The organism is Pseudomonas fluorescens (assembly GCF_030344995.1).
Lineage (GTDB): Bacteria > Pseudomonadota > Gammaproteobacteria > Pseudomonadales > Pseudomonadaceae > Aquipseudomonas > Aquipseudomonas fluorescens_BF.
The window spans coordinates 1,213,040-1,237,752 of record NZ_CP128260.1 but is presented as its reverse complement, the minus strand read 5'-3'; the positions used below and the strand labels follow the sequence as shown (position 1 = coordinate 1,237,752).

At 59.4% G+C, this 24,713-nt stretch carries 19 protein-coding genes; 12 read left to right on the top strand and 7 right to left on the bottom strand.

Annotated elements, in window-relative coordinates; genetic code table 11:
• The first annotated feature begins 6 nt into the window (after nt 1-6).
• The 5 genes from QR290_RS05450 (at nt 7) to QR290_RS05430 (ending at nt 5,583) form a co-directional block, all read left to right on the top strand.
• On the top strand, nt 7-1,602 hold the full coding sequence (locus tag QR290_RS05450) for an ABC transporter substrate-binding protein (RefSeq protein WP_289204505.1): 1,596 nt from the start codon (nt 7-9) through the stop codon (nt 1,600-1,602).
• A gap of 73 nt (nt 1,603-1,675) precedes the next feature.
• Nucleotides 1,676-2,686: an ABC transporter permease subunit gene (locus QR290_RS05445; RefSeq protein WP_007953665.1), complete on the top strand. Its 1,011-nt coding sequence runs from the start codon at nt 1,676-1,678 to the stop codon at nt 2,684-2,686.
• Between the two features lie 11 nt (nt 2,687-2,697).
• Nucleotides 2,698-3,624, top strand: a complete 927-nt coding sequence (locus QR290_RS05440) for an ABC transporter permease subunit (RefSeq protein WP_039769224.1) — start codon at nt 2,698-2,700, stop codon at nt 3,622-3,624.
• Between the two features lie 10 nt (nt 3,625-3,634).
• A complete protein-coding gene (locus QR290_RS05435) occupies nt 3,635-4,603 on the top strand; it encodes an ABC transporter ATP-binding protein (RefSeq protein ID WP_011332433.1) in 969 nt (322 codons plus the stop codon).
• On the top strand, nt 4,603-5,583 hold the full coding sequence (locus QR290_RS05430; RefSeq protein WP_007953682.1) for a peptide ABC transporter ATP-binding protein: 981 nt from the start codon (nt 4,603-4,605) through the stop codon (nt 5,581-5,583). Before QR290_RS05435 ends, QR290_RS05430 begins: the two co-directional genes overlap by 1 nt.
• Before the next feature lie 107 nt (nt 5,584-5,690).
• Here QR290_RS05430 and QR290_RS05425 read toward each other — a convergent pair whose 3' ends face one another.
• The 3 genes from QR290_RS05425 to QR290_RS05415 all read right to left on the bottom strand — a co-directional run bounded on the left by QR290_RS05425 (nt 5,691) and on the right by QR290_RS05415 (nt 9,026).
• On the bottom strand, nt 5,691-5,951 hold the full coding sequence (locus tag QR290_RS05425) for a hypothetical protein (protein ID WP_289204504.1): 261 nt from the start codon (nt 5,949-5,951) through the stop codon (nt 5,691-5,693).
• A gap of 161 nt (nt 5,952-6,112) precedes the next feature.
• On the bottom strand, nt 6,113-7,321 hold the full coding sequence (locus QR290_RS05420; protein ID WP_289204503.1) for an MFS transporter: 1,209 nt from the start codon (nt 7,319-7,321) through the stop codon (nt 6,113-6,115).
• A 121-nt stretch (nt 7,322-7,442) separates the two neighbouring features.
• Nucleotides 7,443-9,026, bottom strand: coding sequence for a peptide chain release factor 3 (locus tag QR290_RS05415; protein WP_085608055.1), 1,584 nt, complete (start codon nt 9,024-9,026; stop codon nt 7,443-7,445).
• Between the two features lie 355 nt (nt 9,027-9,381).
• On the opposite strand from QR290_RS05415, the gene QR290_RS05410 reads away from it, so the two are divergent.
• The 5 genes from QR290_RS05410 (at nt 9,382) to QR290_RS05390 (ending at nt 14,560) form a co-directional block, all read left to right on the top strand.
• Nucleotides 9,382-10,071, top strand: coding sequence for an ABC transporter permease (locus tag QR290_RS05410; protein ID WP_197871818.1), 690 nt, complete (start codon nt 9,382-9,384; stop codon nt 10,069-10,071).
• Nucleotides 10,072-10,092: 21 nt separating this feature from the next.
• Entirely contained in the window at nt 10,093-10,986 is an 894-nt protein-coding gene (locus tag QR290_RS05405; protein WP_289204502.1) for a glycine betaine ABC transporter substrate-binding protein, read from the top strand.
• Between the two features lie 13 nt (nt 10,987-10,999).
• Nucleotides 11,000-11,653, top strand: a complete 654-nt coding sequence (locus QR290_RS05400) for an ABC transporter permease (RefSeq protein WP_007953690.1) — start codon at nt 11,000-11,002, stop codon at nt 11,651-11,653.
• A complete protein-coding gene (locus QR290_RS05395) occupies nt 11,650-12,804 on the top strand; it encodes an osmoprotectant ABC transporter ATP-binding protein OsmV (protein ID WP_085702450.1) in 1,155 nt (384 codons plus the stop codon). Before QR290_RS05400 ends, QR290_RS05395 begins: the two co-directional genes overlap by 4 nt.
• A gap of 592 nt (nt 12,805-13,396) precedes the next feature.
• Nucleotides 13,397-14,560, top strand: a complete 1,164-nt coding sequence (locus QR290_RS05390; protein ID WP_039769212.1) for a type III PLP-dependent enzyme — start codon at nt 13,397-13,399, stop codon at nt 14,558-14,560.
• 54 nt (nt 14,561-14,614) lie between these two features.
• Here QR290_RS05390 and QR290_RS05385 read toward each other — a convergent pair whose 3' ends face one another.
• From QR290_RS05385 to QR290_RS05370, 4 genes are all read right to left on the bottom strand, one after another.
• Nucleotides 14,615-15,508 carry a hypothetical protein gene (locus tag QR290_RS05385; protein WP_289204501.1) on the bottom strand — a complete coding sequence of 298 codons (894 nt, stop codon included), beginning with the start codon at nt 15,506-15,508 and terminating at the stop codon, nt 14,615-14,617.
• Between the two features lie 113 nt (nt 15,509-15,621).
• A complete protein-coding gene (locus QR290_RS05380; protein ID WP_115076525.1) occupies nt 15,622-17,889 on the bottom strand; it encodes an alpha-xenorhabdolysin family binary toxin subunit A in 2,268 nt (755 codons plus the stop codon).
• A 193-nt stretch (nt 17,890-18,082) separates the two neighbouring features.
• Nucleotides 18,083-18,838 (bottom strand): tetratricopeptide repeat protein, encoded by a 756-nt coding sequence (locus QR290_RS05375; RefSeq protein WP_115076524.1) that lies wholly within the window; start codon nt 18,836-18,838, stop codon nt 18,083-18,085.
• A complete protein-coding gene (locus QR290_RS05370) occupies nt 18,839-19,519 on the bottom strand; it encodes a Fe2+-dependent dioxygenase (protein WP_289204500.1) in 681 nt (226 codons plus the stop codon).
• Between the two features lie 207 nt (nt 19,520-19,726).
• On the opposite strand from QR290_RS05370, the gene QR290_RS05365 reads away from it, so the two are divergent.
• The gene (locus tag QR290_RS05365; RefSeq protein ID WP_289204499.1) at nt 19,727-22,048 is read left to right on the top strand and encodes a TonB-dependent receptor; all 2,322 of its coding nucleotides are present in this window, start codon (nt 19,727-19,729) and stop codon (nt 22,046-22,048) included.
• 132 nt (nt 22,049-22,180) lie between these two features.
• Complete coding sequence (locus QR290_RS05360; protein ID WP_289204498.1) at nt 22,181-24,709, top strand: sulfite reductase flavoprotein subunit alpha; 2,529 nt, start codon at nt 22,181-22,183, stop codon at nt 24,707-24,709.
• Nucleotides 24,710-24,713 lie beyond the last annotated feature (4 nt).

Below are 24,713 nucleotides of genomic sequence, written 5' to 3'. Positions count from 1 at the left end.
TTCTTGATGAAAATGCTTCCCCTACGTGCAGCCATCGCGGCTGCGTTGCTGAGTGTCGCTGTCGGCGTCTCGGCCAAACCCTTGGTGGTCTGCACCGAAGCCAGCCCGGAAGGCTTCGATATGGTCCAGTACACGACTGCAGTCACTGCCGACGCGGTGGCCGAAACCATCTTCAACCGTCTGGCGGACTTCAAGCCCGGCACCACTGAAGTGATCCCGGCGCTCGCAGAGTCCTGGGACATCAGCGACGACGGCCTGACCTACACGTTCCACCTGCGCAAAGGCGTCAAGTTTCACACCACCGAATATTTCAAGCCGACCCGCGACATGAACGCCGACGACGTGGTCTGGAGCTTCCAGCGCCAGCTGGACCCGAATCACCCATGGCACAAACTGTCGAGCGTGGGCTTCCCGTACTTTGAAAGCATGGGCTTCAAGGAACTGCTCAAAAGCGTCGAGAAAGTCGACGACAACACCGTCAAGTTCACCCTGACCCGTCGCGAAGCGCCGTTCCTGGCCGACATCGCCATGGCGTTCTCCTCGATCTATTCGGCCGAATACGCCGATCAGTTGCTCAAGGCCAACAAGACTGGCGACCTGAACAACAAGCCGGTCGGCACCGGCCCGTTCATCTTCCAGCGTTACGCCAAGGACGCCCAGGTTCGGTTCAAGGCCAACCCGGACTACTTCCGCGGCAAAGCCCCGGCTGACGCGCTGATCCTGGCGATTGCCACCGACAACAACGTGCGTTTGCAGAAGCTCAAGGCCAATGAGTGCCAGATCGCGCTGTATCCGAAACCGGATGACATCCCGAGCATCAAGAAAGACAGCAACCTGAAAGTCGATGAAATGGACGCGATGACCGTTTCGTACATCGCCATGAACACCCAGCACAAATACATCAGCGACGTTCGGGTGCGCAAAGCGATCGACATCGCCTTCGACAAGGAAGCCTACGTCAACGCCCTGTTCGGCAAAGGCAACGCCTCGGTCGCGGTCAACCCGTACCCGCCGACTTTGCTGGGCTATAACCACGACCTGAAGAACCCGCCACGTGACCTCGATGCCGCCCGCAAGCTGCTCAAGGAAGCCGGCGTACCGGAAGGCACCGTGTTTACCCTGTTTACCCGCAACGGCGGCGGCCCGACCAACCCTAACCCGATGCTCGGCGCGCAGATGATGCAGGCTGACCTGGCCAAGGTCGGGATCAAGATCGACATCCGCGTGATGGAATGGGGCGAGATGCTCAAACGCGCCAAGGCTGGCGAGCACGACATGGTTTCGGCCGGATGGGCGGGCGACAACGGCGACCCGGATAACTTCCTGACGCCTATGCTCAGTTGCGAAGCTGCCAAGAACGGCGAAAACTACGCTCGCTGGTGCAACGAGAAATTCCAGGCCCTGCTCGACGAAGCACGGGCTAAAGTAGATCCGGCCGAACGCGCCAAACTGTATGAAGAAGCGCAAGTGATCTTCAATCAGGACCAACCGTGGATCAGCATGGCCCACACCCGCATGTTCACCGCAATGCGCAACAACGTAGAGGGTTATCACATCAGCCCTCTGACAACCAATAACTTCGCCACCACCCAGGTGAAGTAGATAAGAAAACTCCCGGCCTCCCTGACCCAGGGTCGCCGGGCACGCCTAACCGGCTGATGAGGTACCACACACGATGTTTAGTTTTATTGCCCGCCGACTGGGGTTATTGATCCCCACGTTTTTCGGCATCACCTTGCTGACTTTCGCGTTGATTCGCATGATTCCCGGCGACCCCGTGGAAGTGATGATGGGCGAACGTCGGGTCGACCCCGAAATGCACGCTCAGGCAATGGAACGCCTCGGTCTGAACAAACCGCTGTACGCCCAGTACCTGGACTACATCGGCAAACTGGCCCATGGCGATCTCGGCGAATCCCTGCGCACCCGTGAGAGCGTATGGACCGAGTTCACCTCCCTCTTCCCGGCGACCCTGGAACTGTCCATGGCCGCCCTGTTGTTCGCCGGCATCCTGGGCCTGCTGGCCGGGGTGATCGCGGCCCTCAAGCGAGGATCCCTGTTCGACCACGGGGTGATGGGCATCTCCCTGGCGGGTTATTCGATGCCGATCTTCTGGTGGGGCCTGATCCTCATCATGTTCTTCTCGGTGAGCCTGGGCTGGACCCCGGTGTCCGGGCGGATCGACCTGCTTTACGACATCGAGCCGCGCACCGGCTTCATGCTGATCGACACCCTGCTGGCCGATGACATGGGCGCGTTCCTCGATGCCCTGCATCACCTGATTCTGCCGGCCATCGTGCTGGGTACCATTCCGCTGGCGGTGATCGCGCGGATGACCCGTTCGTCGATGCTCGAAGTCTTGCGTGAAGACTACATCCGCACCGCCAAGGCCAAAGGCCTGTCGCCGTCGCGCGTGGTGTTCGTGCACGGCCTGCGCAACGCGCTGATTCCGGTGCTGACCGTGGTCGGCCTGCAAGTCGGCACCCTGCTGGCCGGTGCGGTCCTGACCGAAACCATTTTCTCCTGGCCCGGCATCGGTAAATGGCTGATCGAAGCCATCGGCGCCCGGGACTACCCGGTTGTGCAAAACGGCATCCTGTTAATCGCCTGCCTGGTGATTCTGGTCAATTTCGTGGTGGACATCCTCTACGGCTTTGCCAACCCACGCATCCGTCATCAGCGCTGAGGTCAATACCCATGAGCACTCCAACTTCCTCAGTAGTCACCGCCGCCACCGCCGTGGATCAAAGTCTGCTGTACCCGTCACCGTACAAAGAGTTCTGGCAGGCTTTCGCCAAGAACAAGGGCGCCGTCGCCGGCCTGCTGTTCATGCTGCTGGTGATTTTCTGCGCGATCTTCGCGCCGTGGGTCGCCCCGCATAACCCGAGCGAGCAATATCGCGACTTCCTGCTGACGCCGCCGGCGTGGCTTGAAGGCGGGCAAATGCAATTCCTGCTCGGCACCGATGAACTGGGCCGCGACCTGCTGTCGCGTCTGATCCAGGGTTCGCGCCTGTCGCTGCTGATCGGTCTGTCGTCGGTGGTGATGTCGCTGATCCCGGGGATCCTGCTGGGTCTGTTCGCCGGTTTCTTCCCGAAAGTGGTCGGCCCGACCATCATGCGTCTGATGGACATCATGCTGGCCCTGCCATCCCTGCTGCTGGCCGTGGCGATCGTCGCCATCCTCGGCCCAGGCCTGATCAACACCGTGATCGCGATTGCCGTGGTTTCGCTGCCGTCCTACGTGCGTCTGACCCGCGCTGCCGTGATGGGTGAGCTGAACCGCGACTACGTGACCGCTGCGCGCCTGGCCGGTGCCGGTCTGCCACGCCTGATGTTCATCACCGTGCTGCCGAACTGCATGGCACCGCTGATCGTTCAGGCGACCCTGAGCTTCTCCTCGGCGATCCTCGATGCCGCCGCCCTGGGCTTCCTCGGCCTCGGCGTCCAGCCGCCAACCCCTGAGTGGGGCACCATGCTGGCTTCGGCCCGCGACTACATCGAACGCGCCTGGTGGGTGGTGAGTCTGCCTGGTTTGACCATTTTGCTCAGCGTGCTGGCAATCAACTTGATGGGCGACGGCCTGCGCGATGCGCTGGACCCGAAACTCAAGAACGCCGCCTGAGGAGATTCCCATGTCACTGTTAGAAATCAAGAATCTCAACGTTCGCTTCGGCGACAAGAACGCCACCCCGGTCGTCGACGGCCTAGACCTGAAAGTCGACAAGGGCGAAGTCCTGGCGATCGTGGGCGAGTCGGGTTCCGGCAAGTCCGTGACCATGATGGCGCTGATGGGCCTGATCGAGCACCCGGGGATCGTCACCGCCGACTCGCTGAGCTTCGACGGCAAGAACATGCTCAAGCTGAACAACCGCCAGCGTCGGCAGATCGTCGGCAAAGACCTGGCGATGGTGTTCCAGGACCCGATGACCGCGCTGAACCCGAGCTACACCGTCGGTTTCCAGATCGAAGAAGTGCTGCGCCTGCACCTGAAAATGTCCGGCAAGCAAGCGCGTAAACGTGCGATCGAACTGCTGGAAAAAGTGGAAATCCCGGGCGCCGCCAGCCGTATGGACGCCTACCCGCACCAACTGTCCGGCGGCATGAGCCAGCGTGTGGCGATTGCCATGGCAATTGCCGGCGAGCCGAAACTGCTGATCGCGGACGAACCAACCACCGCACTCGACGTGACGATTCAGGCACAGATCATGGATCTGCTGCTGGCGTTGCAGAAAGAACAGAACATGGGCCTGGTACTGATCACCCACGACCTCGCCGTCGTGGCTGAAACCGCCCAGCGCGTGTGCGTGATGTACGCCGGTCAAGCTGTTGAAGTCGGTCAGGTGCCGCAACTGTTCGACATCCCTGCCCACCCGTACAGCGAAGCGCTGCTCAAGGCGATTCCGGAACACAGCCAGGGTGCCGAGCGTCTGGCCACTCTGCCAGGCATCGTTCCCGGCCGTTACGACCGCCCGCAAGGCTGCCTGCTGTCGCCGCGCTGCCCGTACGTGCAGGACAGCTGCCGCGCGCAGCGTCCGACCCTTGACCCGAAAAGCCACAGCCTCGCCCGCTGCTTCTATCCGTTGAACCAGGAGGTGGCGTAATGGCCGTCGTACTTACCGCCCGCGACCTGACCCGTCACTACGAAGTCTCCCGTGGCCTGTTCAAGGGCCATGCGACCGTACGCGCCCTCAACGGCGTGTCGTTCGAGCTGGAAGCCGGCAAGACCCTCGCCGTCGTTGGTGAATCGGGCTGCGGCAAGTCCACCCTCGCCCGCGCCCTGACACTGATCGAAGAGCCGTCGTCCGGTTCCCTGAAAATCGCCGGCCAGGAAGTGGCTGGCGCCGACAAGGCCCAGCGCAAACAACTGCGCAAAGACGTGCAGATGGTGTTCCAGAGCCCATACGCGTCGTTGAACCCACGGCAGAAAATCGGTGATCAACTGGCCGAACCGCTGCTGATCAACACCAACCTGAGTGCTGCCGAGCGTCGCGAGAAAGTCCAGGCGATGATGAAGCAGGTCGGCTTGCGTCCCGAGCACTACCAGCGTTATCCGCACATGTTCTCCGGCGGTCAGCGTCAGCGTATCGCGCTGGCCCGCGCCATGATGCTGCAACCGAAAGTGCTGGTGGCGGACGAACCGACCTCGGCGCTGGACGTGTCGATCCAGGCGCAGGTGCTGAACCTGTTCATGGACATGCAACAGGAGTTCAACACCGGTTACGTGTTCATCTCGCACAACCTGGCGGTAGTGCAGCACGTGGCCGATGACGTGATGGTGATGTACCTCGGTCGTCCGGTGGAAATCGGTCCGAAGCACGACATCTATGCCCGTCCTCTGCACCCGTACACCCAGGCGCTGTTGTCGGCGACCCCGACCATCCACCCGGATCCGGACAAGCCGAAAATCAAGATCGTCGGCGAGTTGCCCAACCCGCTGAACCCGCCACCTGGCTGCGCGTTCCACAAGCGCTGCCCGTACGCCACCGCGCGTTGCAGCAGCGAAGAGCCGGCCCTGCGTCAGCTCGACACCCGTCAGGTGGCGTGCCACTACGCCGAGCAGTTCCTCGACGGCGCGGCATGAAAAAACCCGCCCCGTTTCCCGGGGCGGGTTGTTGATGAGTTGCCCAAACCCCTTCTGCCTCGATTGCGCATCAATCGGGAAAGAAGGGGTTTTCTTTTGCCCGGAATCTACGTCTGGCTGTCGCCTTCGTCCGGATCGTCATCCGAATCGGGTGTGCCATCCGAATCCGGATCCGTATCAGTGGCGTTGTCATCGGAGTCAGGATCACTCGCATTCGACTTGGCGAGCATCAACCCGGCGTGTCCGACCTGTCCGCTGGAGGCCTGGGTATCGTGATCCTCGCACTCGGCCCAGGCCGTCGCGGTGCCGAGGGACAGCATTACCATCACTTTCAACAGCAGCAAAACGCGTAGCAACCTGTTTTTCATAGCCGATTCCATCCTGTTCCAGGTGAGAAATTCATGCCTGACCTGACGCTGATTGAAATCTAGTTCCGATCCGCCGGGTTCACCAGATAGGACGCTAACCAACGCCCGGAAATGCCATGCGTGGACAGACCGCTTTCGAATAACGCCCATAACCGGATCAGCTAAGCGTTTGCGCCGTGTGTGGCTCGGATGCAGGTGGCCCGATAAATCAGCGGCACTGACAGCAAGGCCAGCACGGCACTCGCCAGCCAGACACTGTGGCCGCCGAACTGGCCATAAAGCTGCCCACCGAGCACGGGCGACAACAGCGAACTCGCACTCCAGGCCATGAAGAACAGTCCGAAATAGCGACCGCTTTTTCCGGTTTGCGCATGCTGCATCACCAACACGTTCAACGGTGGCATGAACAACGCTTCCCCCAGCGTCCAGATCACGGTCGAGAGGCAGGCATAAAACAACCCGGACCCCAGCGGCAACATGCCGAGTCCGATCGCCAGCAGCACACAACCGGCGATCAGCGGCCGACGCGCGCCCCAGCGCTCTCCCCAGTGCGACATGGGAATCTGCAGCGCCACCACCAGAATCGCATTGATCGCGAACTGCCAGCCGATGGCCTCGGTGCTCAAGCGGTAGTAGTCGCGAAGGTAGTTGCCCAAGGTGCTGTAGACCGTGTCGAACGCCATGCCCAGAAGGACGGTCGCCCCCAGCAGCCAGAGGAAGGGTTTGTCGCGATACGGCAGGCCCGAACCCGAATGCGCCTGCGGCGCCTCGTCCGCGATCAGCACCGGCCGGCGCCAGGTCGTGCGGACAAACCAAAGCAACGCCAGCAACGTGAGCCCGGCGCTGATGAAGAACACCCAGCGAAAGTCCACCTGTGCCAGAGCACCGCCCGCCACACCGGCAGCGGCCATCCCGAGGTTCCTGGCGATGCGACTCAAGGCCTGCGCCCGTGGCCGCTGCGCGACCTCGCAATACTCCATGATCAAGCGTTGATGCAGCGTACGGATCGCCCCGTCGAGCGTGCCGCTGAGCAACAGCAACCCGGCCAGCAACGGCACTTGCGTGACCAGCCCCAGCAACACCAGAACCCACGCAGAGATGAAAAACAGCGCCGCCGTCAGTCGCGCCGTGCGCACGTGATCACTGAGCCATCCGCCGAGCATCGAGCCGATCAGCAGACCACCGCCATATGCCGACAGCAGCCAGCCGACGGTTTCGATCGCCAGCCCCAGCTCCTGGCGCAAGTACAACGCCATGAACAGTTTGACCATGCTGCTCAGGCGATTGATGAACAGCAGCGCCGCCAGCACCCAGGCCATCAGGCTGAAATAACCATTGGGCCGAAGCAGATGAGCGAGCCTCCCTGTCATTCCATTGCTCCCTTATTGATCGGACCGGACGCCCGACTTGAATGAGTTCGCATACTTGATCAGCACGCAAAAAAAAGCCCACTGTTTTATCAGTGGGCTTTCGGGTGTCACCAGTCAGCGCTTAGTGATGCTCACGGGTCGCACGGAATTTCACGTCCGGCCAGCGCTCTTCCATCAAGGCCAGGTTGACGCGGGTCGGCGCGAGGTAGGTCAGGTGACCGCCGCCGTCCAGTGCCAGGTTTTCCACGGCCTTGTTGGAGAACTCCTCAAGCTTCTTCTTGTCGCTGCATTCGATCCAGCGCGCGGAGTACACGGTGATCGGCTCGTAGGAGCATTCGACCTTGTATTCCTCTTTCAGGCGGCTGGCGACCACATCGAACTGCAGCACACCGACGGCGCCAAGGATGATGTCGTTGCTGCGCTCCGGGAAGAACACCTGGGTCGCGCCTTCTTCGGCCAGCTGTTGCAGGCCCTGGCGCAGTTGCTTGGATTTCAGCGGATCGCGCAGGCGTACGCGGCGGAACAGTTCCGGGGCGAAGTGCGGGATACCGGTGAAGCCCAGGGTTTCGCCTTCGCTGAAGGTGTCGCCGATCTGGATCGTGCCGTGGTTGTGCAGACCGATGATGTCGCCGGCGTACGCCTCTTCCAGCTGCTCACGCTCGGAGGAGAAGAACGTCAGGGCGTCGCCGATGCGCACGTCCTTGCCGGTACGCACATGGCGCATCTTCATGCCTTTCTCGTACTTGCCGGAGCAGATACGCATGAAGGCGATACGGTCGCGGTGTTTCGGGTCCATGTTCGCCTGGATCTTGAAGATGAAGCCCGAGAACTTCTCTTCCACCGGTTCCACGGTGCGCTCGTTGGCCACACGCGGCAGCGGACGCGGGGCCCAGTCGACTACAGCGTCGAGTACATGGTCGACACCAAAGTTGCCCAGTGCGGTACCGAAGAACACCGGGGTCAGTTGACCGTCGATGAACTCCTGCTGGTTGAACTCGTGACAGGCGCCCTGCACCAGCTCCAGCTGCTCAAGGAAACGATCGTACTCATCGCCGAGGTGGGCGCGGGCTTCGTCGGAATCGAGCTTTTCGATGATCTTGGTTTCGGTGCGTTCGTGACCGTGACCGGCGGTGTAGACAATGATGTAGTCGTCCGCCAGGTGGTACACGCCCTTGAAGTCGCGGTAGCAACCGATCGGCCAGGTGATCGGCGCAGCCTTGATCTTCAGGACGGCTTCGATCTCGTCGAGCAGTTCGATCGGGTCGCGGATGTCACGGTCGAGTTTGTTGATGAAGCTGACGATCGGCGTGTCACGCAGACGGCAGACGTCCATCAGGGCAATCGTACGAGGCTCGACACCTTTACCGCCGTCGAGAACCATCAGGGCCGAGTCCACCGCAGTCAGGGTGCGGTAGGTGTCTTCGGAGAAGTCTTCGTGGCCCGGGGTGTCGAGCAGGTTGATCATGTGTTCGCGATACGGGAACTGCATGACCGACGTGGTGATCGAGATGCCCCGCTGCTTTTCCATCTCCATCCAGTCGGATGTCGCGTGGCGGTCGGATTTACGGGATTTCACCGTACCGGCCACAGCAATCGCCTTGCCCATCAGCAAGAGCTTTTCGGTGATGGTGGTTTTACCGGCATCGGGGTGGGAAATAATGGCGAAAGTGCGGCGTTTCGCGACTTCGGCGGCCTGTCTGGTCATGGGAAATCGCCTGGCGGTGATTCAAAAAAGGGCGGCGATTATAGCCCAACTCGATTCAATAACCGAACCGTTGAGCACATTAAGGGTGGCCAAATGCTGCCTCAGATGGGAACCTTTTAAAGCACGGAGACGTCCATCCCCTGTTACGACAATTCGTCAGGGGCTGAAAAATCAGCAAGTTAGCCTGACGAGGCTGCGCTCATGGCTCGCTTTCGGACCGCTTTTGCCGGGCTGAAAAAAAGCTGCTTCTCGCAAACGCTGACTCCGGCAGCCAGGAATGGCATGCCACGCGGAGCTGCGTTCGCCGACTAAAAAAAGGAGTCCGCCTGTGGCTATCCGCTATGGCAAAGGGCTGATGGGAGGTGCGGTGGTGATCGCGCTCCTGGCCCTGCTGGTCCACTGGATCGGCATCAACACGATCGAACACTACCGCGACGATTTGTTGTTTTACCTGCAAGCTCATCTGATTCTCGTCCTCGCTTCAATGCTGGCCGCCCTGGTCGTGGGCATCCCCGCCGGCATCTTCCTGAGCCGCCCGCACATGGTCGGCCGCGCCGAACGCTTCATGCAGATCTTCAACATCGGCAACACCGTGCCTCCACTGGCCGTACTCGCAATTGCCCTGGGGATTCTCGGCATCGGCAGCGGTCCGGCGATCTTCGCTTTGTTCCTCGCCTCGCTTTTGCCGATTGTGCGCAACACCTATGAAGGCCTGAAAAACGTCCAGGGTTCACTGAAAGAGGCCGCCGTCGGTATCGGCATGACGCCGCGTCAGGTGCTGTGGAAAGTCGAGCTGCCCAACGCCGTGCCGATCATCGTCGGTGGTGTGCGGGTGGCGCTGGCGATCAACGTCGGCACCGCGCCGCTGGCCTTCCTGATCGGCGCCAACAGCCTCGGCAGCCTGATCTTCCCCGGCATCGCCCTGAACAATCAGCCGCAACTGCTGCTCGGCGCCGCGTGTACCGCGCTGCTGGCCCTGCTGCTCGATGGCGTGGTCACCCTCGCCAGCCGTCTCTGGCTGGAACGCGGTTTGCGCCCGTCTTAAGGCTTTTGCGAAGGAATGAACATGAAACGACTTAGCTTGATCTTGGGCTGCGCCCTGCTGTTCGCAGGATTGGCGCAAGCCGCTGAAAAGCCCGTTATCCGCCTTGGCGCCCGGGTATTCACCGAGCAGACCCTGCTCGCGGAAATCACCGCGCAATACCTGCGCAGCAAAGGCTACGACGCGCAGATCACCGGCGGTCTGGGCAGCAACCTGGCCCGCAGCGCCCACGAAAGCGGGCAGCTGGACATGCTCTGGGAATACACCGGGGTGTCGCTGGTGGCCTACAACCACGTGACTGAAAAACTCGACAGCGAACAGTCCTACGCCCGGGTGAAAGAACTCGACGCGAAAAAAGGCCTGGTCTGGCTCACGCCGTCGAAATTCAGTAACACCTACGCCCTCGCCCTACCGAAAAAGGTGGCCGAGGAATATCCGCAGATCAGCAATATCAGCCAGTTGAACGACGTGCTGAAGGCTGAAGCCAAGACCAATCACCTGGTCGCGCTGGACACCGAGTTCGCCAACCGCTCCGACGGCCTGGACGGCATGGTCAAGCTCTACGACATGAACCTGACCCGCAAAAACATCCGGCAGATGGACGCAGGGCTGGTGTACACCGCGCTGCGTAACGGTCAGGTGTTTGCCGGTCTGGTCTACACCACCGACGGTCGCCTCAACGCGTTCGGGCTGAAGTTGCTGGAAGACGACAAACATTACTTCCCGGACTACACCGCCGCGCCGGTCGTGCGTCAGGCCTACCTCGACGCCCACCCGAAACTGGCAGAACAACTCAAACCACTGGCCGAACTGTTCGACGACGAAACCATGCGCCAGCTCAACGCGCGAGTCGATGTCGATCACGAGAGCCCGTCGAAAGTCGCTGCCGATTTCCTGCGCCAGCATCCACTGAACTAAAGGAGGAAAAGTCATGGAATTTTTGAACGCCTTTTCCCACCTCGACTGGCAGCAGGTGATGCACCTGACCTGGCAGCACATCACCCTGGTCGGCATCGCCGTCAGCCTGGCGATTCTCATCGGCGTGCCGCTGGGCATTTTGATGACGCGCTTCCCGAGCCTTGCCGGTCCCTTGCAGGCCAGTGCCACGGTGCTGCTGACCGTGCCGTCGATTGCGCTGTTCGGCCTGCTGCTGCCGTTCTACTCGAAATTCGGCCAGGGCCTCGGCCCGATGCCGGCAATCACCGCCGTGTTCCTTTATTCACTGCTGCCGATCATGCGCAACACCTACCTCGCCCTGACCGGCGTCGAACCGGGCATTCGCGAGGCCGCACGCGGCATCGGCATGACCTTCGGCCAGCGCCTGCGCATGGTCGAGTTGCCGATCGCAGTGCCGGTGATCCTCGCCGGTGTGCGCACCGCCGTGGTGATGAACATCGGCGTGATGACCATCGCCGCGACCATCGGCGCTGGCGGCCTCGGCGTGCTGATCCTCGCCTCCATCAGCCGCAGTGACATGTCGATGCTCATCGTCGGCGCGCTGCTGGTCAGTCTTCTGGCGATCTTCGCCGACCTCATTTTGCAGTGGCTGCAACGTTCGCTGACTCCAAAAGGACTCCTCAAATGATCGAACTTCAAAACCTCAGCAAGACCTTCCAAAGCAACGGCAAAGATGTGAAAGCCGTGGACTCGGTAAGCCTGACCGTCAATGAAGGCGAAATCTGTGTGTTCCTCGGGCCATCGGGCTGCGGCAAAAGCACCACGCTGAAAATGATCAACCGCCTGATCAAGCCGACCTCGGGCAAGATCCTGATCAACGGCGAAGACACCACCGACCTCGACGAAGTGACCCTGCGCCGCAACATCGGCTACGTGATCCAGCAGATCGGTCTGTTCCCGAACATGACCATCGAAGAGAACATCGTGGTGGTGCCGAAACTGCTCGGCTGGGACAAACAGAAATGCCACGACCGCGCCCGCGAACTGATGAGCATGATCAAGCTTGAGCCCAAGCAGTATCTGCATCGTTATCCGCGCGAACTGTCCGGCGGCCAGCAGCAGCGGATCGGCGTGATCCGTGCGCTGGCAGCGGATGCACCGCTGTTGCTGATGGACGAACCGTTTGGTGCGGTCGACCCGATCAACCGCGAGATGATCCAGAACGAGTTCTTCGAGATGCAGCGCGCGCTGAACAAGACCGTGATCATGGTCAGCCACGACATCGACGAAGCGATCAAGCTCGGCGACAAGATCGCGATCTTCCGCGCGGGCAAGCTGTTGCAGATCGACCACCCGGATACCCTGCTCGCCCATCCGGCGGACGACTTTGTCAGCAACTTCGTTGGTCAGGACAGCACACTCAAACGTCTGCTGCTGGTGAAGGCCGAAGATGCGGCAGACAACGCTCCATCGGTGAGCCCGGAAACCCCGGTGGCCGATGCGCTGGAATTGATGGATGAACATGACCGTCGTTATGTCGTCGTGACTGACGCCGAGAACAAGGCGCTGGGTTATGTGCGCCGTCGTGACCTGCATCGTCAGACCGGTACCTGTGCGCAATTCCTCCGCGAGTTCAACGCCACGGCGGCGTACGACGAGCATTTGCGTATCCTGTTGTCGCGCATGTACGAGTTCAATCGGGCATGGCTGCCGGTGATGGATGCCGAGCGCGTATTCCTTGGCGAAGTCACCCAGGAGTCGATTGCGGCGTACCTGAGTTCGGGTCGTTCACGCGGAATGAAGACCAATATCGTGTCACCGGCCGAAACGGTGGCCTGATAAAAAGCAAAAGGGCTGTTCGACAGCCCTTTTTTTCGACCGCCGGAACCTGAAAACCGTGATTTTTTTGCCGACGATGGGCCGGCAAGAAATATCAACACATCAGAAGGCTGAACCCGGCACACAATCTCAGCGTTAATCCGCAAATCCCCCCTCACCCATCCTTCTCGCCGCTAACGTCGCCGATGTTGAAGTGATCGTACTTGCCAGAGACTTGGCGCACATCAGCATCGAACGTGCAGGTATTTTTAACACCTGAAAATTATTGCGGAACATCTGACCGTCATCTCGGTCGGCTACAAAGAGTGATATCCGCGATGCACGTCAGAAGCGTGCAAAAACGCGACATTTTTAGTTGATCTCAGGCCCCTCACGCCCTAAAGTTCGCGCCGAACGTCCATGCTGGAAACGATCCATCCGGCTCAAGTACTGACGACGAGACAGCAAGGCCAAGGGAAAGAAAGACTACATTTCCCATGGCCTTTTTGCTTTCGGCGACATGCCTTGGGAAGTAGGCGAACCAAAGTGGGGATACGGAGGACGTTCATTTGCACCCATTGATAATTTTAGTTTGCCAGTAGGAGTTCCCAGCATGTCGATCCAGGTCGAAGACTATTTCGCGCGCGAAACCTTTCAGAAAATGAAGGCGTTCGCCGACAAACAGGAAACCCCGTTCGTGGTGATCGACACCGCGATGATCGCCCAGGCCTACGATGACCTGCGCGCCGGTTTCGAATTCGCCAAGGTCTACTACGCGGTCAAGGCCAACCCGGCCGTCGAGATCATCGACCTGCTCAAAGAGAAAGGCTCGAGCTTCGACATCGCCTCGATCTATGAGCTGGACAAAGTGCTGAGCCGTGGCGTCAGCCCGGATCAGATCAGCTACGGCAACACCATCAAGAAGTCCAAGGACATTCGCTACTTCTATGAGAAGGGCGTGCGTCTGTTCGCCACCGACTCCGAAGCCGACCTGCGCAACATCGCCAAGGCTGCGCCGGGCGCCAAAGTCTATGTGCGCATCCTGACCGAAGGCTCGACCACGGCCGACTGGCCACTGTCGCGCAAATTCGGCTGCCAGACCGACATGGCCATGGACCTGCTGATCCTCGCCCGCGACCTGGGCCTGGTGCCTTACGGCATTTCGTTCCACGTCGGTTCGCAACAGCGTGACATCAGCGTCTGGGACGCGGCGATCGCCAAGGTCAAAGTGATTTTCGAACGCCTGAAAGAAGAAGACGGCATCCACCTGAAGCTGATCAACATGGGCGGTGGCTTCCCGGCCAACTACATCACCCGCACCAACAGCCTGGAAACCTACGCCGAAGAAATCATCCGCTTCCTCAAGGAAGACTTCGGTGATGACTTGCCGGAAATCATTCTGGAGCCGGGCCGTTCGCTGATTGCCAACGCCGGCATCCTGGTCAGCGAAGTGGTGCTGGTCGCGCGTAAATCCCGCACCGCCGTCGAGCGTTGGGTTTATACCGATGTGGGCAAGTTCTCCGGCCTGATCGAAACCATGGACGAAGCGATCAAGTTCCCGATCTGGACCGAGAAGAAAGGCGAGATGGAAGAAGTCGTGATCGCCGGCCCGACCTGCGACAGCGCCGACATCATGTACGAAAACTACAAGTACGGCCTGCCGCTGAATCTGGCGATTGGTGATCGCCTCTACTGGCTGTCGACCGGTGCGTACACCACCAGCTACAGCGCCGTAGAGTTCAATGGCTTCCCGCCGCTGAAGTCGTTCTACGTGTAAGCACCTTACCCGTAACGCGAAAAGCCCATGACATGTCATGGGCTTTTTTATGCTTTACAGCCGGGTCATTTTAACCAGTTGGTCCGACATGCTTTGCACATCGTTCAACGGCAATTTGAGCAGCGGCAGCGCAGATTTTGCCCGCGCCATCGTCATCGTCGGGTAATGGCTTCTAAGCACCCGTTGCGCTTCATCCAGCATACAGATCATTCGAAAGCAGAAATCGCTGAGGTTGTTCGCCCCACTGGCAGCGCGTCGGCGCAGATTGAACAGAAACTCGACATGCTCTTTGGACATCGCTATTCGCTCCTCCTGCGAATACATCCGGCCCGGCACAAAAGTCGTACCGGGCAGTCCCATTTTACCCAGGCCGTAATAGACTTCGATCTTGGCGACGGGTACATCGCACGAACATATTGGCATCGTCAAACACTCGATGAAACGTACGAAGATGCTGTGGATCGATTCAGCCAGGCTGGTCACCTGGGTTTTGAAATTCAACACCAGGCCCCGGTATTGCTCCAGTCGTCGATCCATTTCCCGCAGCACATCGATGATGCTTGCGGCAGGTGCATTGTTCCAGACAGGCGACCTTACCAATGAAAACTGTCGTGGATCGATAGTGTCGATCACCTCTCGGCGATTGTCGGCATTTGAAACAGTGACCTGAAACTCTTCGATAAAGCCAAATACCTCACGTAACACCTGCGCGGAATTGCTGCCAAGCAACGGTGTTGCTATCTGTATCGCCTGCCAACACGCTCCATTGACTTGTGCCGCCTGCCTCAGGCTTTGAATATTCGGTGGGGGCAGCATGGTGTGCCCTTGTCGTTCAAAGCTTTTACTGAACTCAGTCATCTCCTGCAAAGCAGGGGGTAGATCCTGCAGAAATTTCACATACTGCTTCAATGCAGCGAAGTTTTTTTCTGCCAGTAAATATTCAAGCATCAGCCTCTCCTTGGCCTGATCGAACGTTCATTGCCGATGGAACCGTGCCCATCGGCAATCCTGTGTCGGACTCTGATATCACACACAAACGCAGAGCACGTTTGCCAGCAGAATCAGTGCTGCGGTACTGACAGCGGATCAGCGAAAGCGATAAACAGTGGCGCATGCTGTTTCAACGCGGCACTGAGCGCATCAAAGTCGTCCAACCGCTCGACATTGATCGCATCGCGCAATTGCTCAAAAGCATTCACGACAGGACGGTAGGCGTCGGCATATTTGGCGCGACAGTCTTCCATGACATGAATGGCTTCCAGGTACTCGATCTTGCCTTGCGAATCACGGATAGCCGAGCGCTCACGATCGATATCAGCCTGCACGCCTTCGACTTTCTGCTTCAACTTGTCGCTCTCGCGAACCATGTCCAGAAAGCGCACAGACTCACCAATGCCAATGAGGGTTCGCTTCAGTTGATCGATGGCCGCCATCACCAATTTGATTTCCGGCGGAGCCAGGCCCAGTTCGGTAATCTTGGTGATGGTCAGTTCAACATCCTTGCCGAGTTTCTCGATGCCACTTTTTTCCAGAAGAGTGACCCCGTCATTCATGACCTTGCGTTCAGCCTCAAGCTTTGCAAGTTTGTCGTCCAGTTGGACAATTTCAGCATTGGCCACAAGCGCGTCGCGCTGGAAATCAGCGATGTAAGCCTGCGTCAGGCGAACATCAAACCGTGCATCAATGTTGCGCAAGGCGCTTCCCACCAAAGATGCCTGCCTCGTCATGGCAGAGGAGATCAAACGCAAAATGTCCTTACGCTCATCATCGATTTCTTCAATGACCTCAGGATCGGTTTCTTTTAACCGGTCCTTCTCGTTGCGCGCGAGACGTCGCAGGCTGGTTTGCAGATCATTCACACTCGACTGTGCCGAATCCTGCAATTGGCTTTGGCATTGTCCCATGCCACTCACGATTCGCTTGAAGCGGTCAAACAGATCGGGCAGGTAAGCCAGTCGGGTTTTCAATACTTCCGCCTGAGTACGAGCTTCACGCACCTGTTCAATAGAGAATGTCAGGGTGGCAACGTCCACAGGCGGATAGCTCACCCTCGTGTTGATCCCGATCACACGCGAGGCACGCGCGATGAACGAATAGTTGCGCTCGTATTCTTCATCAGCCTCTTTGAAGACCTGGATAAGCTTGTCCGAGTCGGACTCGATGGCTTTCCATGGCAACACCACTTCTTCGAATTCGGTCCCGAAGATCCGCAGGCTCAAGGCGTCGTTGATTCGGTCCATCGCCGCTACCGAGTTGGAGATGTGCAGGTAGAGGCTTTTCCAGACATGCATCAGGTTCTGCGTGGCAATGTCAGCATCAATCGCCACGATCATCAGACTTTGCAGGTCATGCTTGACGCGGGCAAGTGAACCGAGCGTCTGGTTCTTACTCGCCAGCACCTGGATATCCCGCTCCTGTTCGGCATACAACTTGTTGCGTGCAGCACGAATATTTTCGGCCTCTACCCCCATGTAGATAGCCATGGCCAGGCCCACGATGTTCATCCCGGCTGCAGACTTCAATGCCTCCTGAACCGCCGCCTTGTATTCAGTGTTTTTAATATCAATTTCTTTAGCACGATCATCAATATTGTTCTTCAAGACTTTGATATCCGCTGCCAACGTACTGCTATCAATCAGCCCAACCCGAAGTTTTATGCTGGGCAGAACATGTTCGCGCAGATCATAACCAAACACGTCCAGATCATTCTTGATGCCCTGCACTTCGCTCAGGTTTTTATTGATACTTTCGAATATTCGCTGCAGGTAATAGCCCAGCGTCGCGACCGTATCAGGGTCAATTTCAATATCCGGAAACTTGTCACCCAGTTCAATTTCCAGCGCCTTAAGCTGAGCGAGTGTTTTAATCTTGTTTGCCTTGAGGAACGCGACTGAATCATCATCGTTCAAGACTTCCTGAATCGACTTGCCGTAATTGAGCATGCTGCTGGCAAAGCTCTTCAGCCCTTGCCCGGTCATCATGATGCGTTCACGCAACGGCGACCAACGTCTTGCGTGGTTCCGGGTGTTGACAAAGGTAGAGAGGAAGTCAGTCGGGTTTAAACCAGGGCCACCGTCTTGCCCGGCGCCGAAACGCAGATAGTCCTGGACATCCTTCAGGGTATGTGGAAGCGCCAGACCGGCCGCTTCATATTTACGCAAATCAATGATCTGTTTTTTGGTGAGGAGAAGTCCGCGGTCACGCACGACATCGTCCCCCTCGGAAACCGATGCATCGCTGAGTAACTTCGGCGCCGCCGCCGCCATCTGCATAACTTGCTCAGGCGAGGCATTATCCAGGGCATCGCTCCATAAGTCGGAAGAAGACATGATCATTCCTTAAATCAGTTTTAAGTTAAGTTAAACCAACAAGAAAGTTAAAGCAGTCAAGCTTTCAACTCTCCAGGCAAACTTAAACATAAAAGACAAACCCAAAGAAGCGCGTCACACCTTCAATTCATTTACAAAGAATGCCAACAATCAGACACACAACTCGAAAACTTCTAACAACTTTCTTATTTGACTAGACAGGCATGCGCTCTGCGCACTCTTTGTACTCTTGAGCCAATGCTTGAATAGCAGGGTGTGAGGCGTTTTCCAAAGTCCGGGCAGCCACATGGAGAAACACAGCGTGCCCCCCGCACATCGCCTGGCGGTACCATTTCAACGCCTCTTCAATCTGTGAACGCTCGGCCAGAACACTGGCATAACTGAACTGGCCACGGAAGTCGCCGCTCTGCGCCGAGCGACGATACCAATCGAAGGCTGCGGCCGGGTCCGTGCGACAATAACCTCCCTCCTCAAGATACCGACCGAGCAGGTTCATCGACTTGGCGTGTCCCGACTCGGCGGCCTGACGATAAAGCGCCAAAGCTTGCGGCTGATCCACAGCCACCCCGCGCCCGGTAGCGAGCAGATTGGCGAGGTTGTACATCGCCCAGTCCAGCCCGGCGTCCGCTGCAACGCGATAATGCCTGGCGGCAACCGCCGCGTCGGCCACGCAACCCCATCCGTGTTCATGACACCGACCAAGCATGTTGCGCGCCATCAAATGACCTTGCCCTGCGGCAATTTCAAACCAGCGCAATGCCAGCGGTTGATCCTGCGCAATCCCGTGGCCATCGAGCAAAATCTGCCCAAGCAGCGCCTGCGCTTCGAGCATGCCCTCACCCGCCGCCAGCAGAATCGCCTGAGCCGCGCGGGCCGGACTTTCTTCGAGCATGGCCGTGAGGCGTTCACCATCGAGGACTTCTTCGCGACGTAACCGAAAGTCCGCCACTTACACCTCGACCCAGCGACGCAGCAGGTTGTGATAAGTGCCAGTGAGACGGATCAACGAAGGATGATCGGGCATGTCCTGGGTGAGTTGCTGGATCGCACCGTCCATCTCGAACAGCAACGCGCGCTGGCTGTCTTCGCGCACCAGACTTTGAGTCCAGAAGAACGAGGCATAACGCGCGCCGCGAGTGACTGCATTGACCTTGTGCAGGCTGGTGCCGGGGTACAGCACCATATCGCCGGCGGGCAGTTTCACTTGCTGGGTGCCGAAGGTGTCCTGGATTTCCAGCTCGCCGCCGTCGTAGTCCTCCGGCTCGCTGAAGAATAGCGTGGCGGACAAATCGGTGCGCACCCGCTCGATGCTGCCCTTGGGCTGACGCACGGCGTTGTCGATGTGGAAATCAAAACTGCCGCCCGCCGTGTAGCAGTTGAGTAACGGCGGAAACACTTTGTGCGGCAGCGCGGCGGACATGAACAGCGGATTTTTCCACAGGCGCTCAAGCATCGCGGCGCCGATTTCCTTGGCCAGTGGATGGCCTTCCGGCAGTTGCAGATTGTGCTTGGCCTTGGCCGATTGATAGCCGGCGGTGATCTTGCCATCGGCCCAGTCGGCCTGCTCCAGAGCCTCGCGGATGCGCCGCACTTCTTCTTTCGCGAACAGCCCGGGGATGTGCAGCAGCATGGCAATGTCACCTGATGGCAAAGAGGCGGCAATGGTATTGATTCTTATTGGCTGTGTAAAACCCGCTAGACGAATGAACTGGCAAAAACCGTAAGGTTAAATTGTAAAGAATGTAAATTCAGTGCGAATAACAATGTTTCGCAATTGATACGAATACCTGTTTACCCTATATTCCGCCGCCTCAAATCCTTGGGGAGGGGAATAAAAATGGCACGTCAACCAGCACAATTACCGGTCAGTTCACCACGTCTGCTCGCTTCCGCCATCGGCGTGGCAATCACCGCCGGCTCCGCAGGCCACATGGTGTTCGCCGCCGAAAAAACCGATAGCAAAGCCACCGGCAATGCCATCGCCCTGGACGCCACCGCCATCACCGGCGAAGCCCAGGACTCGACGTCCTATCAAGTCGAGAAAGCCTCCTCGCCCAAGTACACCGCGCCGCTGGTCGATACCCCGCGCTCGGTCACCGTAATTCCGCAACAAGTCCTGAAAGACACCGGCGCCATGAACATGCAGGACGCGCTGCGCACCGTACCGGGCATCACTTTCGGTGCCGGTGAAGGCGGCAACCCGCAGGGCGACCGCCCGTTCATCCGCGGTTTCGACGCCCAGGGCGACACCTACCTCGACGGCGTGCGCGACACCGGTTCCCAGAGCCGCGAGATCTTCGCCGTAGAAAACATCGAAGTCAGCAAGGGCCCGAACTCCGCCATTGGCGGTCGCGGCGCGGCTGGCGGCAGCATCAACCTGGTGAGCAAGAAAGCGCACCTGGGCAACTCGTTCGACGGTGGCTTCACCTGGGGCTCCGACCAGACCCAGCGTTACACGATGGATGGCAACTACCAGTTCAGCGACACCGCTGCCGGCCGTCTGAACCTGATGAGCCACGAGAGCAACGTCGCCGGTCGCGACAAAGTCGACTACGACCGCTGGGGCATCGCGCCGTCCCTGGCCTTCGGCCTCGGCACCGACACCCGCGTCAACCTCGACTACTACCATCTCGAAAGCAACGACACGCCGGACTCGGGCATTCCTTACACCATTCCGGCCGGTGGTTCGGCGGCGCGTACCAAGTCCAACCCGGACAAGCCGTATGCCGGTGGCGATCACAGCAATTTCTACGGTCTGGACCGCGACTTCCGCAAAGGCCGCACCGACACCGCGACCTTCGCCATCGAGCATGACCTGAGCGATTCGCTGACCCTCAAGAACACCCTGCGTCACGGCACCAGCATGCAGGATTACATCCTGACCCAGCCGGACGACAGCAAGGGCAACGTGAACAACGGCAGCGTCTGGCGTCGTGCGAACACTCGCGTGAGCAACACCGAGACCACCACCAACCAGACCGATCTGTTTGGCAACTTCTACCTCGCCGGCTTCAAGAACAGCTTCTCCACCGGGGTCGAATACACCCGTGAGGAAAGCAGCAAATCCTCGTACAACGTCAACACCGACACCACGCCGCGCACTTCGGCCGCGACTACCAACTGCAACCCGGGCCTGATCGGCGCCGCCAGCGGTTACAACTGCACCTCGCTGTCGAACCCGAACCCGAACGATCCGTGGAACGGCGCCATTTCGCGCAACTACGCCGGCACCGACACCCAGTCCGATACTTACGCGCTGTATGTGTTCGACACCCTGGAGCTGTCCCAGCAATGGCTGGTGAACATGGGCCTGCGTTACGACCACTTCGAAACCGGCTACAACACTTACAACAACGCTGGCCGCACCACCTCCAAGGGTTCGGACACCAGCGAGTTCGTCACCGGTCAGTTCGGCATCGTCTACAAACCGGCAGAGAACGGCAGCATCTATGCGTCCTACGCCACCTCCGCCACACCGCCGGGCAACACCCTGGGCGAAGGCATGGAAGGCAACCCGCTGGGCGGCACACCGGATCGCAACGGCAACCTGCTCAAGAGCGACATGGAGCCGGAAACCACCAAGAACTACGAAATCGGTACCAAGTGGGATCTGCTGAACGATCGCCTGTCGCTGACCGCAGACATCTTCCGCACCGAGAAAGAAAACGCGCGTGTCCAGGTTGATACCACCTCGTACGAAAACGCCGGCAAGACGCGTGTACAAGGTATCGAGTTGTCCGCCAGCGGCAAGATCACCGACAAGTGGCAAGTGTTCGCCGGTTACGCCTACATGGACAGCGAACAGGTTGACGGTGGTGACCTGCCGGCCAACAAGGCCAACAACGGTAACGAGCTGCCTAACACGCCGAAAAACAGCGCCAGCCTGTGGACCACTTACCAGGTCACGCCGAAGCTGACCATCGGTGGCGGTGCGTTCTACGTGGATGACGTGTTCGGCAGTGTGGCCAACACCACCATGGTCGATTCCTACGTTCGCTACGACGCGATGGCGGCGTACAAGCTGAGCAAGAACGTCGACCTGCAACTGAACGTGCAGAACCTGACCAACGAAACCTACTACGACAAGGCCTTCTCGACTCACTTCGCCAACCAGGCGGCGGGCCGTACGGCATTGCTGAGCACCAACTTCCACTTCTGATCGAAGCGGGAAGTACCGAGCCCCGTTCATTCATTTGAGCGGGGCTTTTGTGCGTAATAAAGAACGTTTCTCGATAAGCCACGGCATAATGCACGCCGTGAACACAATTTCCGAACGGACAAGGCAAGCGACGTGTTGAAGAAAACCCTGTTCCAGTTGCACTGGTTTTTTGGCATCACTGCCGGGCTGGTGCTGGCCCTGATGGGCATCACCGGCGCTGCCTATTCGTTTCAGGACGAGATCCTGAAAGCCCTCAACCCATCGGTGTTGCAGGTGGAGAAACAGGTCGCCGGCGTCCTCCCGCCCGCCGATCTGGTGGCGCAGATCGAAGCGGCCTCGGGCAAGAAAGTCTCGATGCTCTCGGTCGAGACCGAAAGCGGCAGCGCCGGACGCGTCTGGTTCACCCCGCCCAAAGGCGAGCGCCGCGGTGAGATGCGTTACTTCGATCCCTACACCGCCGAGTTCAAGGGCGACGCTACCGGCCAGGACTTCTTCGGCCTGATGCTGCAACTGCACCGGTTCCTCGCCATGGGCGATACCGGCCGCAACATCACCGGCGCCTGCACCCTGATGCTGCTGTTCTTCTGCCTGTCCGGCCTGTACCTGCGCTGGCCGCGCCAGTGGAACAGCTGGCGCGTGTGGCTGACCCTCGACTGGAAGAAAAAGGGCCGCAGCTTCAACTGGGATCTGCACTCGGTGTTCGGCACCTGGTGCATGCTGGTTTACCTGCTGCTGGCACTGACCGGACTGTCCTGGTCCTACGAGTGGTACAACAAGGGCCTGACCAAATTGCTGTCGGATGCGCCGCAAAACGAGCGCGTGCGCGGCGGTCGTGGCCCGGCCCCCGAAGGTCCGGCGCCGACCGCCGATTACGCCGCGATGTGGGTCAGCATCTACAGCGCCGCAGGTCCGGGCCTCGCCTCCTACAATATCCGCATGCCGCCAGTGGCCGGCCAACCGGCGACCGTGTTCTATCTGCTCGACAGCTCGCCCCATGACCGCGCGCTGAACCAGATCACCCTCGACCCGGCCACCGGCGTCGTCAAACGCGTGGATCGCTACGCCGACAAGAGCTTCAAAGCGCAATTGCTGACGAGCATTTACGCGCTGCACGTCGGCAGTTATTTCGGCCTGGTCGGGCGGATCATCGTCACCGTCGCGGCGGTGTTGATGCCGCTGTTCTTCATCACCGGCTGGCTGCTGTACCTGGATCGCCGACGCAAGAAAAAGCAGATCAAGGATGCGCGCAAAGGTCTCGACCAACCGGCCGGCGATACACCGGCGTGGCTGATCGGTTTCGCCAGCCAGAGCGGTTTTGCCGAGCAACTGGCGTGGCAGACCGCCGGCCAGTTGCAGGCGGCAGGGTTGCCGGTGAAGGTGCAGCCGCTGGCGAATGTCAGCGAGCAGGATCTGCGCGAATCGAACAACGCGCTGTTCGTGGTCAGCACCTTTGGTGACGGCGAAGCGCCGGACAGCGCTCGCGGTTTCGAGCGCAAGGTATTGAAAAACGCCTCGACCCTCGACAGCCTCAACTACGCCGTCCTCGGTCTCGGCGACCGTCAGTATCAGCACTTCTGCGGTTTCGCCCGACGCCTGCATCAATGGCTGGGCGAACACGGCGGCAAGACCCTGTTCGCCCCGGTGGAAGTCGACAGCGGCGATCCTTATGCCCTGCGTCACTGGCAGACACAGCTCGGTCTGATCACCGGGCAAGCGCCGGTCGACACCTGGCAGGCACCGAGCTACGAGAACTGGACGCTGGTGCGCCGCGACCTGATGAACCCGGACAGCAGCGGCTCTCCGGTCTTCCTGCTCGGCCTGACCGCGCCGACCTCCCGCAGCTGGCTGGCCGGCGATCTGGTGGAAGTGCTGCCGCGCAACTGCCCGTGGGCAATCGAGCATTTCCTCGACGGTCTCGGCATCCGCGGCGAGACCAGCGTCAAGGTCAACGGCCTGGAAGAGTCACTGGAAATTGCCCTCGCCACCCGCCAATTGCCCGAGCACCGCGCCCATCTGGTGGGCCTGCACGCTCAGGCGCTGGTTGATGCGATGGTGCCGCTGGCGATGCGCGAATACTCGATCGCCTCGATTGCCGCCGACGGTGTGCTGGAACTGATCGTGCGCCAGGAACAGCATGCCGACGGCAGCCTCGGCATCGGTTCCGGCTGGCTGACCGAGCATGCTCCGGTCGGCGGCAGCATCAGCCTGCGGGTACGCCGCAACAGCGGTTTCCATCTGCCGAACGCACCGGTGCCAATGATCCTGCTGGGCAACGGCACCGGCCTCGCCGGCCTGCGCAGCTTGCTCAAGGCACGGATCGCGGACAACCAACAGCGTCACTGGCTGCTGTTCGGCGAGCGCAATCGCGAGCACGATTTCCTCTGCCGCGCAGAGCTGGAAGAGTGGTTGATCAATGGCGATCTGGAACGCCTCGATCTGGCGTTCTCGCGGGATCAGGCCGAGAAGATTTACGTGCAGGATCGCCTGCGCGAATCGTCCGGCGAGTTGAAGAAATGGCTGGAGGACGGTGCAGTGATCTACATCTGCGGCAGCCTTCAAGGCATGGCATCCGGTGTGGATCAGGTGCTGAATGAAGTGCTGGGCGCCGCCGAAGTCGAACGCCTGATCGAGCAGGGTCGCTACCGCCGGGACGTTTACTGATTCA